The sequence below is a fragment of the Thermocatellispora tengchongensis genome, assembly GCF_014202315.1.
Taxonomy (GTDB): Bacteria; Actinomycetota; Actinomycetes; order Streptosporangiales; family Streptosporangiaceae; genus Thermocatellispora; species Thermocatellispora tengchongensis.
In genome coordinates this window covers 95,247-111,316 of sequence record NZ_JACHGN010000013.1, presented here as the reverse complement: position 1 = coordinate 111,316, position 16,070 = coordinate 95,247, and the positions used below count along the sequence as shown (strand labels likewise).

The following is a 16,070-nucleotide window of genomic DNA, read 5'->3' as shown; positions in this document are numbered from 1 at the left end:
TCCTTACGGCTCGTCGCGGGCCACCCGTCGGACTCAGGTGCCGATGACGAAGCCGACGACCGTGGTGAAGCTGCCGCCGATGTTGAGCGTGGCGGCGGTGGTCGCGCCGTCGATCTGGTAATCGCCGGCAGTGCCGGTGACCTGGCGCTGGGCGTCCAGGACCATGCGAACGCCGGTCGCGCCGACCGGGTGGCCGAGGCCGATGAGACCGCCGGAGGGGTTGACCGGCAGGCGGCCCTCTCGGGTGATGACGTCGTCCTCAACGGCCTGCCAGGCGGCGCCGGGCTCGGTGATGCCGAAGTGGTCGATCGCGACGTACTCGGTGATCGTGAAGCAGTCGTGGGTCTCGATGACGTCGAGGTCCCCCGGGCCTGCGAGCCCCGCGCGGGCGTAGGCGTCGGTGATGGCGCGCCGCAGGTGCGGGAAGAGGTACTTCTGCGTCGCCCCGAGGCGCAGTTTCTCGGCGAGCAGGATCGGGGCGCCGCGGTGTCCCCACCCCCGCACCCGGGCCACCGACGACAGGGCGATGCCGCGCTCGCGGGCCCACCGGCGGGCGAAGGGCTCGCCGGCCAGGACCACAGCGGCGGCCCCGTCGGTGATCCTGCCGCAGTCCTGCTTGCGCAGCATCCCGGCGACCACGGGGTTCAGCGTGTCGTCGCAGGTGAAGGCGCCGGGTTCGAAGGTCCAGGAGCGGGTCTGGGCTCGGGGGTTGCGCTTGGCGTTGCCGAGGTTCACCTCGGCGATCCGGGCCAGGTGCGGATAGGCCAAGCCGTGACGTTCGGCGTAGGCGTCGGCGATGTCGCTGAACTGGCCGGGCCATGGCAGCCGGTCGTCGGTGACCTCGCGCTCGTGCCATGCGGCGATGCCCATGCGGCGGGCGGCGGTCTGGCCGCCGACGTGACGCATGATCTCGGCGCCGACGACGAGGGCGCAGTCGTAGCGTCCGGCTTGGAGTTCGGCCATGGCGGCCAGGACGCCGATCGACCCGGAGGCGCAGGCGGCCTCGTGCCGGGAGGTGGGCAGGTCGGCCCACTCGGGGTACAGGCGGTTGACGAAGCCGCCCAGTTGCGCCTGGTGGTTGAACACCTCCCCGGCGAAGTTGGTCACGTGGGCCGTCTGGACGGCCGCCGGGTCGAGGCGGGTGCGTTCAAGGGCGCCGGCGACCGTGTACGCCATCAGGTCGTGCAGGCCGCCGCCACCCGTGGTCCAGCTGTCGCGGAAGTCGCTCTGCTCGCCGCCCAGGACGAAGATCGGTGTCGTCATCGCCGGCTCCTGCCGAAGGGGAGCGACCGCATGGCGGCCGCGATGTCGCCGGGGACGCCGTGCGCCCGCGTCCGGTGGCCTTGACGGATCACACCGCCCTCCTCTCCCCCGCCAGAGCCCCGGGGCTCTCGTGACCAGCGGGGACGGTGAGCGCCGCGGCGGCGTTGTCGTGGAGCCAGCGGCGCACGGTGCTCGAAGGCAGATCCAGGCTCGCCACCTCCTCGGCGAGTTCGCCGACGCTTCGGCCGTGCGCCCACTCCACCGATCCGAAGAGGACCTTGTCCCTGATCGTGGTGCGCCCGTAGGCGAACAGCGGCTCCCAACCGGAGCCCGGCAGGGCCATGTGGCGGGCTCGGTAGGTGGAGAATTCGAGGTAGACGTTGGGGTGCCGCTGGCAGACGGCCACCGTTTCCAGCACCCACGGCCATCCGCCGTGGCCGCAGATGATCGTGAGATCCGGATGGGTCCGGGCGATCACGTCGATGTGCCGCCATGTGCAGGTGTCCACCGCGCTGACGGGCGACAGGTTGTGCCCGACGTGGAGCCAGAGCGGAACCCCGAGGCGGGCGGCCGTCTCATAGACCGAACGGCTCGCGGCGGACAGGGGGTCGGCGTCGTCCATGAAGTGGACGAGGGTTCCGCCGGACATGCCGAGCTCGCGTACGCACCGGGTCAGCTCGCGGGCCGCGGCGGCGCCATGGCGCAGGTCGAGCCCGGCCCAGGCGCGCAGCCGATCCGGATGACGCGCCGCGAAGGCGGCGAGCCGGTCGTTGCCGGCGGGTGACGCGGCGGGCGCCCCGAGGAGGATCTGGTGGCGGACGCCCTGCTCCGCCAGCCGGGCCACGTGGTCGTCCGGGTCGGTCCCGAGACGTCCGGTGGCGGCCAGGTGGCGTGCCAGTGCCTCCGGTCCGCGCCGCGCCACTCGCCGGTACTCCTCGGCGGAGATCCCCGCCATGGACGCGAAGCGGCGCTCGAAGACCCGAAGGTAGTGGGGGGCACGCCGGGCGAAGCCGAGAAGGTACTCCTCCCAGCCCTCGTCGTCGAACACGATCCCGGCGACGTCGATGACCGGGCCGGTCATCGCGTCAGCCTTTCCCGCTTGACGGCCAGGCCGTGCACCTCGCGGTCCCAGGTGTCCTCGGTGAGGCCCTGCCGCCTGAGCCGGTGTTTCTCGATCTTCGAGGTCGGGGTTCTGGGCAACTCGGCGGTGACTCTGACATAGCGGGGGATCATGAAGTGCGGTAGCCGGGCCCGGCAGTGCTCGTGCAGCTCGGCCGGGTCGATGAGGGCGTCGTCGACGGGGGCGACGACGAGCAGGATCTCGTCCTCGCCGTGCTCGCTGGGCACCGCGACGGCGGCTGCCTCGCGCACGGCGGGGTGCTCCAGCACCGCGGTCTCCACCTCGAAGGAGGAGATGTTCTCCCCGCGGCGGCGGATCGCGTCCTTGAGCCGGTCCACGAAGACGAAGTCACCGCGTTCGTCCCGCCGGAACGCGTCGCCGGTGTGGAACCAGCCGTTCCGCCAGGCGCGGGCGGTGGCCTCGGGCATGTCGTGGTAGCCGTGCGTCATCGCCCAGGGCCGGGCGGTACGCACGATCAGCTCGCCGGCCGCGCCGGGCGGAACCTCGCGGTCGTGCTCGTCGACGAGCCTGACCTCCACGCCCGGTCGCGGCTTTCCGCACGTGCCCCTGGGCGGGTTCGGGGCGGCGGAGACGAGCGGGCAGCTCGTCTCGGTCATGTTGAACATGGTCCTGATCTCGACGCCGAAGCGCTGGGAGAACGCCTCGGCGTCCTCGCTGACCGGGATCATGAACACGGTGCGCAGCGGGTGGGCGGTGTCGTCCGGCGACGGCGGCCGGCCCCGCAGGAAGGACGCCATCGCGCCGAGCAGCGTGACGGCGGTGGTGCCGGTGCGCCGGATCTCGGGCCAGAACGCGTCGGTGCGGAACCCTTCCACGAGCGCGATCGACCCGCCGAGCACGAGCGCTCCGGTCACGCCGATCGTGCCGCCCGCGTGGAACAGCGGCAGGTTGACCATGTAGCGGTCGTGCTCGTCGAGCACGCCGCCGAAGGCCGCCATCGCCGCGGACCACACGTGGACGTACGAGCTGAGCACGCCCTTGCTGGGGCCGGTCGTGCCCGAGGTGTAGATGATCGCGTAGGTGTCCCAGGGCTGGGCGGGGCAGTCCTCCGCCGCCGGCCCGGCGGCGTCGAGTTCCTCGGGGGTCAGGACGAGTTCCGGACGGGCGGTGGCCAGGCCGTCGAGCCGCTCGGCGAGCCGGGGATGGACGACCATGAGCCGCGCGCCGGAGTTGGTGAGCACGTGCTCCAGCAACCGTCCCCGGTAGGCGGTGTTGAGCGGGACGTAGACGGCCCCGAGCTGGTTGACGGCAAGCCAGGTGCGCAACGCGTCGGCGCCGTTGGGCTGCCAGGAGAGCACGCGGTCGCCGGGTGCCACGCCCCGCGCGCGCAGCGCGCCCGCCGTGTCCAGCACGACCTGCCATGCCTCGGCGTACGTCCAGCGCTCCCCGCCCTCGAAGACGGCGAACTCGCGGTCGGGGGTGGCCACGGCGCGCCGCCGAAGCAGCCGGGGCAGCACGCAGGCATCCGCGTCCGGTATGTCGTGGTCGTCGGGCGCCATCGGCTCGGCGCGCGTGATCGGGCCGGTCACGACGCGACCAGGTGCGATCGGCGGGAGTGCGCCGTCCACTCGGGGGCGCCCGGCACCCGATGGTCGGTGCTGAACCAGCGTGGCAGGCCGTGCAGGGTCTGGCCGCCGTCGATGAGCAGGCTGGTCCCGGTGATGAAGGCGGCGTCGTCGCCGGCGAGGAACGCCACGGCCGCGGCCACATCCTCGGCGTGGCCCGACCTGCCGAGCGGCGTCTCGGCGTGGATCAGCTCGCGGGTGGCGTCGTCGGACAGCAGGCCGTCGGTCATCGGGGTGTGGATGACCCCGGGCATGATCGTGTTGACTCTGATCCGGTGTGAGCCGAGTTCGGCGGCGGCCACCCTGGCCAGCATGAGGACCCCCGCCTTGGCGGCGGCGTAGGCGCCGAACAGGTCGGTCGGATAGCTGGAGGCGGTGGAGCCGATGACGACCACGCTGCCGCCGTTGCCACAGGCGGCCATTCGGGCGGCGGCGGCCCGCAGCACCAGGAAGGTCCCGGTCAGGTTGACGTCCAGGTGCCGCTGCCAGGTCTCCAGGGGCAGCGAGAGGATCTCGCCGTAGCGGCCGTATCCGGCGGCCAGGACGGCGATGTCCAGGCGCGGCAGGCGGCCGAGATGCTCGGCCTCCAGACGCGAGACGTCGTGGGGATCGGACTGGTCGAAGACGGCGACCGTGCACTTCCCCGGCGCCCCCGCGCCCTCGATCCGCTCGCGGGCCCGGGCCAGGCCCGAGGCGTCGCGGTCGGCGAGGATCACGTCGGCTCCCCCCATGGCGAGCCGATGGGCCGCGGCCGCGCCGATGCCGCCGGCCGCGCCGGTGACGAGGGCGACCCGGCCGTGAACACCTTCGCTGGGCGTGCTCATGCCCGCACCATCCCTCCGTCGATGAACAGGGCCTGACCTGTGATGTAGCCGGCCTCGTCGGAGGCCAGCCAGGCCACGGCGTGCGCGACCTCGTCGGCCTCGCCGAACCGGGGCAAGGGGAGTTTGGCCACCTGGCGCTCGCCCAGGAGGGCGAGGTCGCCGTGTGCCGTCATGTCGGTACGGATGAATCCGGGGCACACCGCGTTGGCCCGGATCCCCCGCCGCCCGAGTTCGACGGCGAGCGAACGGGTCAGCGTGAGCAGCCCGCCCTTGGACGCGTCGTAGGCGATCTGGCCGGAGAAGCCGGTGACCGCGACCGAGCACACGTTCACGATCGCCCCGCTCCCGCCGGCCGCCAGATGCGGGGCCGCCATCCGCGCGAGCTCGAACGGCGCGGTGAGATTGACGTCGAGCACCCGCCGCCACTCCGTCGCGGTGTGGCGGTCCAGGGACGCCCGGTGCTCGATCCCGGCGTTGTTGACCAGAGCGTCGAGCCGGCCCATACGGGAGACGGTCTGCGTGACCAGCGTGTGCGCGGCTCGGGGGTCGGCGACGTCGGCCGGGACGGCGATGGCCTCCGCGCCCGCGTCGCGTACCTCGCGGGCGACGGTCTCGGCGGCGACGGCATCGACGTCGTTGACCGCGACGGCGAACCCCGCGCGGGCGAAGCGATGCGCGATGGCGCGTCCGATCCCGCGCCCACCTCCTGTGACGAGGACGCCACGGGGCCTGTTCTCGGTGTTCATGAACCCTCCATCGGCGATGGATGTGACAGTATTCCGAAGTGTCATATAGGTCAACAGATTCGGGATATGTCCTACAATGGCGTCATGACATCAGTGCCCATGTCCCCCGCGTACGCGGCGGCGCTCGCGGAGAGCGAGGGCGAGCGGCCCCAGCGCAAGGCGACACCGGCCGACGCGTTCCACCTGGCCCGGCAGTGGTTCCTGCTGGGCAGGCGGATCGACATGAACGCGCTGGCCACCGAGCTCGGCGTGTCACGCAACACGCTCTACCGCTGGACGGGCGACCGGGAGCGCCTGATCGCCGACGTGATGTGGTCGATCGCGGCCCGCAGCATCGAGCACGGCAGGCAGCGGGCCTCCGGCCGGGGCGCGGACCGGATCATCCAGGTGCTCGATTACGTCGCCGACGGCGTGAGCCATGCGCCCTATATGCAGAAGTTCCTGGAAAGCGAGCCCGCCCTCGCATTCCGGCTGATCACCAGCAGGGAAGCCGGAGTGCAGTCCCGCACGGTCGCCGCCATCGCCGCGCTCATCCGAGAGGAGGAGGCATCCGGAGGATTCCACTCGGAGGTGGACGCCGACACGCTCGCCTACGCGCTGACCCGCATGATCGAGGCGTTCGTCTACAACGACACCTTCACCGGCATCGAAGCCCGGCCCGACGCCTTCAGCACGATCGTCCGCCTCCTGCTGAGACAGCCCTGACCGGAGCGCGGTTTCGGGGTCGGACGCCTGATTCAGGACGGGTGGTTCCGCAGCCGAGGCGACCCCCGCGTACCAGGTGTGCCGCACACCGATCGCTAGCGGGGCGCCCCGTCGCGCTCGCTTCTCCGGGCGAGGCGCTGGGCCTGCCCGTCGTGCACGTCGCCCACCCACTCCCAGCCGGGCTTGGCCGACGGGCCGATCCGCGGGTCGCCGACATCCTGCTTGTCACGCAGGGCCTGCACGTACGCCCGATCTTGTGCGATCCGTGCGCGCATCTGATCAGCTCCGCCGGCGGAGCCGTGACCCGGAATGAAGACATCGACGTCGCTCGCCACGCCCTCGAACAGTCGCAGCGCGGCGAGGTAGTCCTCGATCGGGTCGGCGGCGCTCAGATCGAGCATCGGAATCAAGACATCAGAGAGCATGTCGCCGGCGACGAGAACCCCGCGCTCCTCGATCAACAGCGCCGCGTGGCCCTGGGCGTGCGCCTGATGCTCGATGACCCGCACGTTCGGGCCGTCCCAGGGAATCTGCGCAGTCCCGGCGGGCAGCCCGGTGATGAGGCCGAACAGGTCCAGCGGTATCTCCTCGGCGATCTCCGGCGGCAACCCCTCGGCGACGCGGGCCTTCCAGTCCGCGTCCGACAGCAGGTCTCGCATGTCAGCCGCGCAGCGGGCCGTGCCGTAACGGGGCGCTTCGCCGAACCTGGCGTCCCAGAGCACGTGATCCCAATCAGGATGCGTCGAGGCGCCCGCCACAACCGCCTGCCCCAGATCGGACAGGTCGTTCGCGAGGCAGGCCATTTCGCCGCCCGTTGTTCCGGGGTCGATGAGCAACACGCCGGCCCGGCCCTGCACGACGACGGTGTTGTTCTGAAGTAACTCGCTCTGGTGGATCAGCACACCCTCTGCGACCTGTCTCAGCACGAGCTCGCCTCCTTGCATCCCGCATGGCGTAACGATGCGTCGTGACGCCTTGCTCGAACGATCGCTGCCCGAGCAGGTCGAGCTCGACCGGCACATCATAGTCGTCGAACAGCGGCCCGCAGCGGTGCAGATCGGCCGGGAACAGCGATCCGGTGCCCCCGAGCCGCACCCGGCAAGTACCGATCACATCGGCCGCGAGCGGCGCCGTCGCCGTGGCGGACGCCTGTGGCCGGGCAGGGCCTCACGTCCTGGGGCCGGTATCACCGTGGCCACACCACGCGCAGCGCCTCGCCGGGCGTCACCGTCGTGGGACCGAGACGAAGGCACAGCGTGCCGCCGGCGACGGAGACCTCGACCGGTAGATCGCGGCCCGCGAGCGTGGCGGTCGCCCCGTCCCGGGCCGTCCGCGAAGGCAGGGCCAGTTCGCCGAGGGCGAGGCGTCCGCCCTTGACGTCGAGCTCGAACCCGCTCGACCCCAAGGTGAAGACGCCCCAGCCGGTCGCGGTGCTGAAGAAGCACGAGAACGGGTCGTCCCCGCCTCGTGGGGCGAAGCCGAGGCGGCCCCTCCTCCCGTCGTACGTGAAACCCGAGTAGGCCGGCAGCAAGGCCCAGCTCGACATCGATCGGACGTAGTGGTTCCCGGCCTCGACCTCGTTCCAGGGGTTGCGCCGCCGGCCGTCGTGCCGGGCGCGCACGGCCCGGACGATCGTGAGCCCCTCCTCGACGAGTCCTTCGTAGATCAGGTGGGCGGCCACCTGATACTCGACGCCGGTCCACACCTGGTCGGCGAAGTAGAAGGGCACGTCGGGACGGTCGTTCTCGGGCCAGGTGCACAGGACCAGGCCGCCTTCGTCCTGGAGCGCGTACGTCTGGTGGAACAGCGGGCGGTCGCCGAGGCGGGGAAGGAAGTTGGACGAGTAGATCGCGCGCAGGGCCGATCGGGCCCGGCCGGGCGGGACGACGTGCCCCAGACCGGCGACATGCGCCAGGAACTGACCGAGCAACTGGTCGGACAAGCACCCCGACCCGTGTTGGTAGATCCGCTGTTCGCCATCGGGGATCTTCTGCTCGTAGTAGGCGCCGTTCCACATCACCTCGTCCATGCGCCGGCCGCAGGCCCGCGCCAGCAGCCGGTACCGAGTGGCGTCGTCCGCCTCGCCCATCTCCTCGGCGAGACGTGCGCCGGCTTCGAGTGCCGCGACGAACATGACATTGGCGAGCGGGTTGGGTCCGTGGAACTCGATGTCGTAGGTGTTGTGCTGCTCGGCCTCCAGCAGCCCGTCGCCATCGCGGTCCCAGTACGAGATGGCGAACTCCAGGGCGCGCCGAGCCCCCGGCCACAGTTCACGCGCCAGGTCACGATCTCCTGAAAGGTTCCAGTCGCGATAGAGGCGGACGATGCTGCCCAACTGGCCGTCGACAGCGGGCAGCATGTCCCATGGCGGCGCGTCGAAGACCGTGTTCGTGCGGAACCGCATCCGCCCGTCCGCGTCGGTCTCGGCGAGGAACTCCGTGCGGCGCATGCTGTGTTCGAGATCGGGAAACAGGAACGCGGCGGTCTGGGCGTAGTTCCAGACGTGCGTGCAGTTCCCCTCGCAGGACCCGTTGTCCTCGAAGGTGCCCTCCCAGGTGAGGAAGGTCCCGCCCTCGATCCGGAAGCACGTCGTGCTGCGGATCGCGGCGACGTTCGAGGCGACCGCGTCCTTGATCTCCTCGGGGAGGGTGCTGCCGAACAGGCTCGCGTGGAACGTCCTGGTCGCCCGCTCAAGGCGGGGCAGTTCGCGGGCCAGATGGCCGGCGACCTCCCACGCGTCCCGGTGCCTGGTCGCGTAGTGGTTCCGGACGATCTCGTCCAGGTGCGGGTCGTCGCGGATCACCTGCCCGTCCCAGCCCTTCCTCCGGTTCGGTAGGTGCCAGGTCAGGAAGAACGTGAAGGTCGCCGAGGCCCCCGGCGCGACCACCTGGGCCGAGGCGAGGGAGCCCACGCAGAGCAGCGGCGGTTCAGCGGCCAGTCCGTGGGACGGCGGCATGGGGTAGGCGCCGCCGGGGCTCAGGCGTCCGTCCGACGTGAGGTCCTGCCAGAGCTCGCTGAGCTCGGCCCCGCGGGGCGCCGTCCAGCGGGTCTTCGCCGTGACGTCCGGATCGGTGGTCGCGAGCGCCATCGTTCCGTGCCTCAGGTCGGTTTCCGGCAGTGAGGAGCGCATGAAGATGCCCTGTAGCGCCCCCTGCTGCCGGAACTCGTTGTGCGGTTCGCCGTGGATCCGGGGCGCGATCCCGTGGTCGTACCCGTCGAACCCGATCGCGTTGGCGACCGAGCCGGCCACCGTGACCTCTGCCCACGTCTCGTGACGGTTCGTGATCCGATACCTGAGGACGGCCGCCGGCAAGCCGGAGTCCTCGCAGTCCAGCGGGACGAGGGGCGTGAACGCTTCGAGCCGCGCTTCGGCCCGGACGCTGTCGTCGACGAGGTCCACCCAGACGAACGGGTACTCTCCCCGCATCCTCGACTCGCGAAATCGCGGCAGGCCGGCGGCGTCATAGGCGTTGATGCCGCTCGGCCGTTCGAACGGCGGCTGGAGCCACGACTCCAGCACCCGGGTGTCCGGCCGGCCGCCGTCCGGCTTCACCCGCAACGCGAAGAAGCTGTACGGCAGGCGCTCGATGATCTGCGGCTTGTAGGACAGTTGCCAGTCCCGCAGGTCGCCCCGCGCACCGATGCACACGTTGCCGGTTCCGATGCCGCCGAGGGGGAAGGCGGCGGCGAGCGAATCGCCCCTGATCTCCCGGCTCGCCCCGGAGGGACCGCCGTCGTGGACTGCCGGGCCGGCCGCGTCAGGCATCGCGCCCCGCCTCGGCGCGCCGGCGGTCGCGGATGACAAGGCGCTGGAGCTTCCCGCTCGGTGTCTTCGGGGCGGATCGGTCATGGTTCATTCGTCTGCTCCCTGCTGGGTCTCCTGCTTCCCGGTCGCGTGCGTCCAGGTGCGGTCATAGAGACGTCTCCCCTTCCAGGTCACCGAGGCGCGGATCGTCGTGGCGTCGGCGTCACGGACAAGGGAGGTGGCGACGTGTCCGACGGGCTCGCCCTCGATCGAGTGGCGAATCTCGACGCTGGTGCCGGCCACGAGCTCGGCGTCGCCGGCCCCGCCCGGCCCCACCGACGCGCGGACGTGCTTCGTCTGGCTCAGGTAGGACTGTTCGCCCGGCGTCACTCCGTCGGCCCGCGTCCGCAGGACCACGGTGACCCGGTCCGAGAGCTGATCGCGGCCGATGAACCACTGGTCGCGGATCGGCGCCGCCTGCTCGCCGGCCGGTGTGCCGGCCCGCGGGACGGCGGCTCGCGGCGGCTCGGCGGGCAGAACCGGAAGGTCGACGGCAATGTCCTCGACGACGACCGGCCCGGCATCCGGGCCGGAGATCGGCCAGAGCCGTGGGAAGTCCGCCGACGAGACCGTGATGCGAAGGCGGTGACCGGCAGGGAGTTCGTAGCACGTCGCCCGGAACGTCACCTCAACGGGCCCGGCAGCCTCACCCGGGGCTGCGGCCCCGGTGCCCGGGACCGAGTCTCCCGCCGTGATCAACGTGGACGAGCCGTGCTCGTCCACGTCGAGCAGTTTCACGACCACGGGACGGAGGATGGGGCGCGCGGCGATCCGGACCGTCGGCCGGCCTGCGATCAGGAGCGGGCGGTTCCACGGCCCGCTGGTGACGGCGAATGACCGCGCGTCGTCGGCGCGTTGGTCGCGCGGCAGGCCGAAGCCGGTCGTCGGGGCCCACCAGAGGCCGCTCAGGGCTCCGATGGTCGGGTCGGTCGTATCCCCCTTGCCGGTGCGCCGGAGCACGGCCGCCGGCGTGGACTCCTGCGTGGACGCCTGCTCTCCGCCGGAGTGCCGCAGCGTGACCGTCTCGGACTCCGGCGGCCACTGGTCCAGCTCCACCCACCGGGGATCGGCGCCCTGGATGAAGGCCGTGACCCCGGCAGGTGCCTCCGGCCGGGCCACGTCGCCCCGCAGCCATCGGTCCCACCACCGCAAGGCGATGTCGTTGAAGTCGACCGCCTCGAACGGCGACTCGTTCGGCAGCGTGTGCATCCAGGGGCCCGCCAGCAGTGCCTTGGTGCCCCGCAGCCGCTCGAAGGCCCGGATCTGCGAGTCGCAGAACAGGTCGCGCCACCCGCTGACGCACAGCGCCGGAACCTCGATGTCCTCGACCGCGATCTCGCGCCGGCGCCACTCGGGATCGTCGGCACCGCGCTCGACGATGTCCACCAGGAAGGGCACCGGGTCCGAACCGAGCCGATCCAGCCAGCGTCGCTCCGCCGCGGGGCTCAGGTCGTCGAGCGGCGGCATCACCAGTGCCGCGAGCGTGTCGAGACCCCAGATGGCCTGGCCGGCGAACACGCCGGGACGTCCGCCGGGATGCACGAAGTCCGGCCCCGGGGCGACCATGGCGGACGCCGTGAGAATCGCGGCGAGCGCGGGGGGCCGGCGCGACGCCGTCCGCATCGCGGTGATCCCGCCATAGGAGATGCCCCACATGCCGATGCGCCCCGTGCACCACGGCTGATCGGCCGCCCATGCGATCACCGCGAGCCCGTCATCGCTCTCGCCGGGGTCGAACGGCGCCCTCGGCCGTCCCTCGGAGGTCCCATAGCCCCGGAAGTCGACGAGGACGCCGGCGTATCCGCGGCTCGCGAGCCAGCGGAGCGCGGGCCCGCCGCCGATCCCGGCAGCGCCCTCCTTGAGGTAGGGCAACAGCGTGACCAGCGCGGGTACCGGCTCGTCGGTGACGGGGAGGTATACGTCCGCACCGAGGGTGACCTCCGGATCGGAGGTCGGGATCCGCACGCCCCGCCGTACCTCGACCGCGAACGGCCCGTCCGTTCCGGGCCGTGCCCCGTGGCCGGTCCCGTCGTCGCCGAAGGCCGGCACCGGAGTCTCGTACGTCGTCATGAGCCGGAACCTCCGGTAGTCGTCTCGCACTGCTGTGGGGACAAAGGGCCGGCCAGGTTCATGTCGCCCTGCCGGAGGCAGGCGACGTCGGCGCCGGCGTGCGAGCGGCGCATCGGCGGCCTCTCGCGCGTGCACGCGTCGATCCGGTACGCGCACCGGGCCGCGAAGGAGCATCCGCCGGTCGAGACGGAGGTGTCCGGCCGTTCCTCGCCCGCCTTCAGGCGGCCCTGGCGGCGGGCCCGCTGGAGGGCTGGGTCGGGAACGGGTTCGGCGTCGAGCAGCGCCCTGGTGTACGGATGCGCCGGTTCGCGGCAGACGAGACCGGCCGGCCCCGACTCCATCACCCTTCCGCGATACATCACCGTGACCCGGTCCGCGAGGTGGCGTACGACCGAGAGGTTGTGCGCGATGAAGAGGTAGGAGAGTCCTTCTTCCTCGCGCAGGTCGGCGAGCAGGTTCAGGATCTGCGCCTGGACGGAGAGGTCCAGCGCGCTGACCGGCTCGTCGCACACGACGAGAGCGGGCCGGGCGATCAGGGCGCGGGCGATGGCGAGGCGTTGCCGCTGGCCGCCGGAGAACTGCCGCGGGTAGCGGTCGAAGGCCTCCTCCGGAAGGCCGACTCTGGTGAGCATCTGGCGGACCCGGGTCAGGAGGCCGGGGTCACGGGGGCGGCGGCCCCGTGTCAGCGGCTCCGCGAGACTGTGGCCGACCTTGATCGTCGGGTTGAAGCAACTGTACGGGTCCTGGAAGATCGCTTGGACGGTACGGCTGATCAACGCCCGTGACCGTCTGCTGCCGGCCGTGACGTCGATGCCCGACAGGCGGATGGTGCCCGCGGTCACCCGGGTGAGCCCCAGTACGGCTCGCCCGACCGTGGACTTCCCGGAACCGGACTCGCCGACGAGCGCGTGCACCTCGCCGCGGCCGATCTCCAGGCTGACGGCGTCCGCGGCGACGACGGGGCCGGAGCCACGGCGTCCCGGGTACTCCACGGTGATCCGGTCGACCTGCAGGAGAGGTGCGGCTTGCGACACCGGGTCCCTCCCTGTCGCGGAGATCATGCGGTCACGGCTCCCTTCGGTCCCGGAATGCGTTCGTCATGGACGCACCGGCTCAGATGACCGGGTCCGGTCGTCGCCATCCCGATCGCGTGGGTCACGCACCGGGAGTCGGCGAAGCCGCAGCGGGGCGCGAACTGGCAGCCCGGCTCACGCCGGTCGGGTGACGGGACGCGTCCGGGGATGGTGGGCAGGCGGCGCCGTCCTTCGGATGCCTGGGGGTTCGCCGCCAGCAGGCCGCGCGTGTACGGGTGCCGGGGGTTCGCGAACAGCTCCTCGGTCGAGGACGACTCGACGACCTCTCCCGCGTACATGACGACGGCGCGGTCGCACAGATCGGCGACGACGCCCCAGTCGTGCGTGATGAGCAGGATGCTCATCCGCATGTCCTGCTGGAGCCGGCGCAGGAGGTCGAGCACGTCCGCCTGAACCGTCACGTCCAGGGCCGTGGTGGGCTCGTCGGCGATCAGGAGCCTGGGCCTTCCGGCGAGGGCCATGGCGATGGCCACGCGCTGGGCCATCCCGCCCGAGAGCTGGTGGGGATAGCGGCGTGCCACGCTCCCGGGGTCGGGCAGGCGGACCATTTCGAGCAGCTCGATGACGCACGCCCGCGCCTGCGTGCGCGAGATCCCCCGGTGCCGGCGGACGGCCTCGCTCAACTGGCTCCCGACGCGGAAGCACGGGTCGAGGGCGGTCATGGGCTGCTGGGAGATCATCGCCATGTGCCTGCCCCGCATCCGGCCCAGCACCCGCTTGTCACCACCGGCGACGTCCTGGCCGTCCATCATGATCCGACCGCCGGTGAGGTGGACCCCTGCGGGGAGGACCCCCAGCGTGGCGAGCGCGGTCATCGTCTTGCCACAGCCGGACTCTCCGACCAGGCCGACCGTCTCTCCCGGGAGCACTTCGAGATGGACGTCCCGCAAGAGGTGGGCGCCGCCGGCCGCGAGGTTGAGGCCCTCGATCCGCAGGGCGGGGCTGAGGCTCCGGGACGGCTCGGGCCGCGCGGGCGTGGGCCCGCTCGCCGGTGCCGGGGCGGCGGGGGCCGGGACGCCGCCGCCGGGCGAGGCCGCCGACGAGCCCGGCCGCGTGGCGGCCCAGTGGTCGCTCAGCGTGTCGCGGATCGCGTCACCGAGCAGCGCGAAGGCCAGGATCGTGGCGCCGATCGCCACCCCGCTCGGGAGGAGGAGCCACGGGCTCTGCTGCATGACTCCCGCGGCCTCGGCGATCATGCCGCCCCACGTGGGAGCGGGTGGTTGCGCGCCGAGCCCGAGGTAGCTCAGGCCGGTCTGGACGAGAAGGGCCCCACCCGCGATCAGGGAGAGCTGGACGATGACCGGTCCCGCGACGCGTGGCAGCACGTGGCGGAGGATGATGCGGCGCTTCGGCACGCCCGCGACGCGCGCCGCGGCGACGTAGACCTCCTCCCTGACGCTCAGCGTCGCACTCCGTGTCACTCGGCTGATCCCGGCCGCGGCGAGCACACCGAAGGTGACCATTGCGGCCGGCATGCTGCTGTGGAAGACCGCCAGCACCGACAGCACGATGATGACCACCGGCATGGCGAGCAGCAGGTCGACGGCCGCGCCGATGGCGCGGTCGGTCCAGCCGCCGAGGAAGCCCCCCACGACGCCCGCGGTGACTCCGATGACCGCCGCGGTCACGGTCGCCTCGGCGACGCCCAGGAGCGAAGGCAGGCCCCCCGCGAGCAGCCGGCTGAGGACATCGCGGCCCAGGGTGTCCGTCCCCAGCCAGTGCCCGGCGCCGGGCGAGGCCCTGACCGACGAGAGGTCCTGTGCGAGGGGGTCGTAGGGGGTGAGCCACGGGGCGAGGATCGACGCGAGCACCAGGACGCCCAGGAACCCACAGGACAGCCATGCCCTCGGCTGGTGGGCGAAGCGAGCGACGAGCCCCGGTGCCTCGCTCGGGGAGCGGACGAGCCTCATGCGGTCCTCACCTTCGGGTTGAGCCAGCCGTACGCCAGGTCGACCAGGAGGTTCACCGCGATCGTGATGAGGGTGAAGTACACCGCGATGCCGGCGATGACCGGAAGGTCGTGCTGCTGGGTGGCCTGCACGGCCAGGCCGCCCAGCCCGGGGAGGACGAAGACGTTCTCCACGAACACCGTTCCGCTCAACGCGCCGACGAGGATGACGCCGAGAACCGTCAGGATCGGCGCCGCCGCGTTCCTGAGGGCGTGCTTCAGGACGATCGATCTGCGGCTGAAGCCGTTCGCCTCCATGGTCCGGATGAAGTCCTGGCCGAGCACGTCGAGCATGGCGTCGCGTGTCTGTCTGGCCACCTGCGTGATCCCGGCCAGGGCGAGGGCCACGACGGGTAGCACGAGCGCCCGCAGCCATCCGGACACCGACTCGCCGGCGTGCACATACCCCGTGGCGGGAAGCAGGCCCAGCCAGACGCTGAAGATCGAGACGAGGACGAGCGCGAGCCAGAAGGAGGGCAGCGCGAGCCCGGCGACCGACAGGACGTCCAGGGATCTCGCGATCCAGCCCCCGCGCACGGCGCTGACGGTCCCGAAGGCGACTCCCACCAGCGCGCACACCAGGGTCGTGCCGGCCACCAGGGACAGTGTGGCCGGCAACCTCGCGTTCAGTGCCTGCACGACCGGCTCTCCGCTGAAGACCGAGTCGCCGAGGTCGCCGCGGACCGCGCCGGTGAGCCATCTGCGGTATTGGTCCCACACGGGCTCGTCGAGGTGGAGCTCGTCTCGAAGCGCGGCGTATTGCTCGGGTGAGCCGCTCACCCCCAGGATCGCCCGGGCCGCGTCGCCCGGGACCAGCGATCCCAGGACGAAGGTCAGCGCCGACACGATCAGGAGCAGCGGAACCGAGATCCCGGCCCGGCGCACGATGAGGTTCAGCACGATGGGCTC

Annotated in this window: 12 protein-coding genes; 1 reads left to right on the top strand and 11 read right to left on the bottom strand. The window is 71.8% G+C overall.

The features are described from left to right. Nucleotides 1-33 precede the first annotated feature (33 nt). From HNP84_RS28405 to HNP84_RS28385, 5 genes are all read right to left on the bottom strand, one after another. Nucleotides 34-1,263, bottom strand: a complete 1,230-nt coding sequence (locus tag HNP84_RS28405; RefSeq protein ID WP_185053008.1) for an acetyl-CoA acetyltransferase — start codon at nt 1,261-1,263, stop codon at nt 34-36. A gap of 88 nt (nt 1,264-1,351) precedes the next feature. Beyond that, nucleotides 1,352-2,344, bottom strand: coding sequence for an amidohydrolase family protein (locus HNP84_RS28400; RefSeq protein WP_185053006.1), 993 nt, complete (start codon nt 2,342-2,344; stop codon nt 1,352-1,354). After that, entirely contained in the window at nt 2,341-3,933 is a 1,593-nt protein-coding gene (locus HNP84_RS28395) for an AMP-binding protein (protein WP_312925874.1), read from the bottom strand. Before HNP84_RS28395 ends, HNP84_RS28400 begins: the two co-directional genes overlap by 4 nt. Continuing rightward, a complete protein-coding gene (locus tag HNP84_RS28390; RefSeq protein ID WP_185053005.1) occupies nt 3,930-4,793 on the bottom strand; it encodes an SDR family NAD(P)-dependent oxidoreductase in 864 nt (287 codons plus the stop codon). The genes HNP84_RS28395 and HNP84_RS28390 overlap by 4 nt, the downstream gene beginning before the upstream one ends. Continuing rightward, nucleotides 4,790-5,539 (bottom strand): SDR family NAD(P)-dependent oxidoreductase, encoded by a 750-nt coding sequence (locus tag HNP84_RS28385; RefSeq protein WP_185053004.1) that lies wholly within the window; start codon nt 5,537-5,539, stop codon nt 4,790-4,792. Before HNP84_RS28385 ends, HNP84_RS28390 begins: the two co-directional genes overlap by 4 nt. A gap of 84 nt (nt 5,540-5,623) precedes the next feature. Between HNP84_RS28385 and HNP84_RS28380 the strand changes: the two genes are divergently transcribed. Continuing rightward, nucleotides 5,624-6,244: a QsdR family transcriptional regulator gene (locus tag HNP84_RS28380; RefSeq protein ID WP_185053002.1), complete on the top strand. Its 621-nt coding sequence runs from the start codon at nt 5,624-5,626 to the stop codon at nt 6,242-6,244. Nucleotides 6,245-6,339: 95 nt separating this feature from the next. On the opposite strand, the gene HNP84_RS28375 is transcribed toward HNP84_RS28380, so the two are convergent. The 6 genes from HNP84_RS28375 to HNP84_RS28350 form a co-directional block, all read right to left on the bottom strand. Then, nucleotides 6,340-7,170, bottom strand: a complete 831-nt coding sequence (locus HNP84_RS28375) for an MBL fold metallo-hydrolase (protein ID WP_185053001.1) — start codon at nt 7,168-7,170, stop codon at nt 6,340-6,342. Between the two features lie 260 nt (nt 7,171-7,430). Continuing rightward, complete coding sequence (locus HNP84_RS28370) at nt 7,431-10,010, bottom strand: GH116 family glycosyl-hydrolase (protein WP_185052999.1); 2,580 nt, start codon at nt 10,008-10,010, stop codon at nt 7,431-7,433. Nucleotides 10,011-10,097: 87 nt separating this feature from the next. Next, a complete protein-coding gene (locus HNP84_RS28365) occupies nt 10,098-12,119 on the bottom strand; it encodes a CocE/NonD family hydrolase (RefSeq protein ID WP_185052997.1) in 2,022 nt (673 codons plus the stop codon). Beyond that, nucleotides 12,116-13,153, bottom strand: a complete 1,038-nt coding sequence (locus HNP84_RS28360; protein WP_221336863.1) for an oligopeptide/dipeptide ABC transporter ATP-binding protein — start codon at nt 13,151-13,153, stop codon at nt 12,116-12,118. Before HNP84_RS28360 ends, HNP84_RS28365 begins: the two co-directional genes overlap by 4 nt. Nucleotides 13,154-13,176: 23 nt before the next feature. Further along, on the bottom strand, nt 13,177-15,123 hold the full coding sequence (locus HNP84_RS28355) for a dipeptide/oligopeptide/nickel ABC transporter permease/ATP-binding protein (RefSeq protein WP_185052994.1): 1,947 nt from the start codon (nt 15,121-15,123) through the stop codon (nt 13,177-13,179). Next, on the bottom strand, nt 15,120-16,061 hold the full coding sequence (locus tag HNP84_RS28350) for an ABC transporter permease (protein WP_185052992.1): 942 nt from the start codon (nt 16,059-16,061) through the stop codon (nt 15,120-15,122). The genes HNP84_RS28355 and HNP84_RS28350 overlap by 4 nt, the downstream gene beginning before the upstream one ends. Nucleotides 16,062-16,070: the final 9 nt, after the last annotated feature.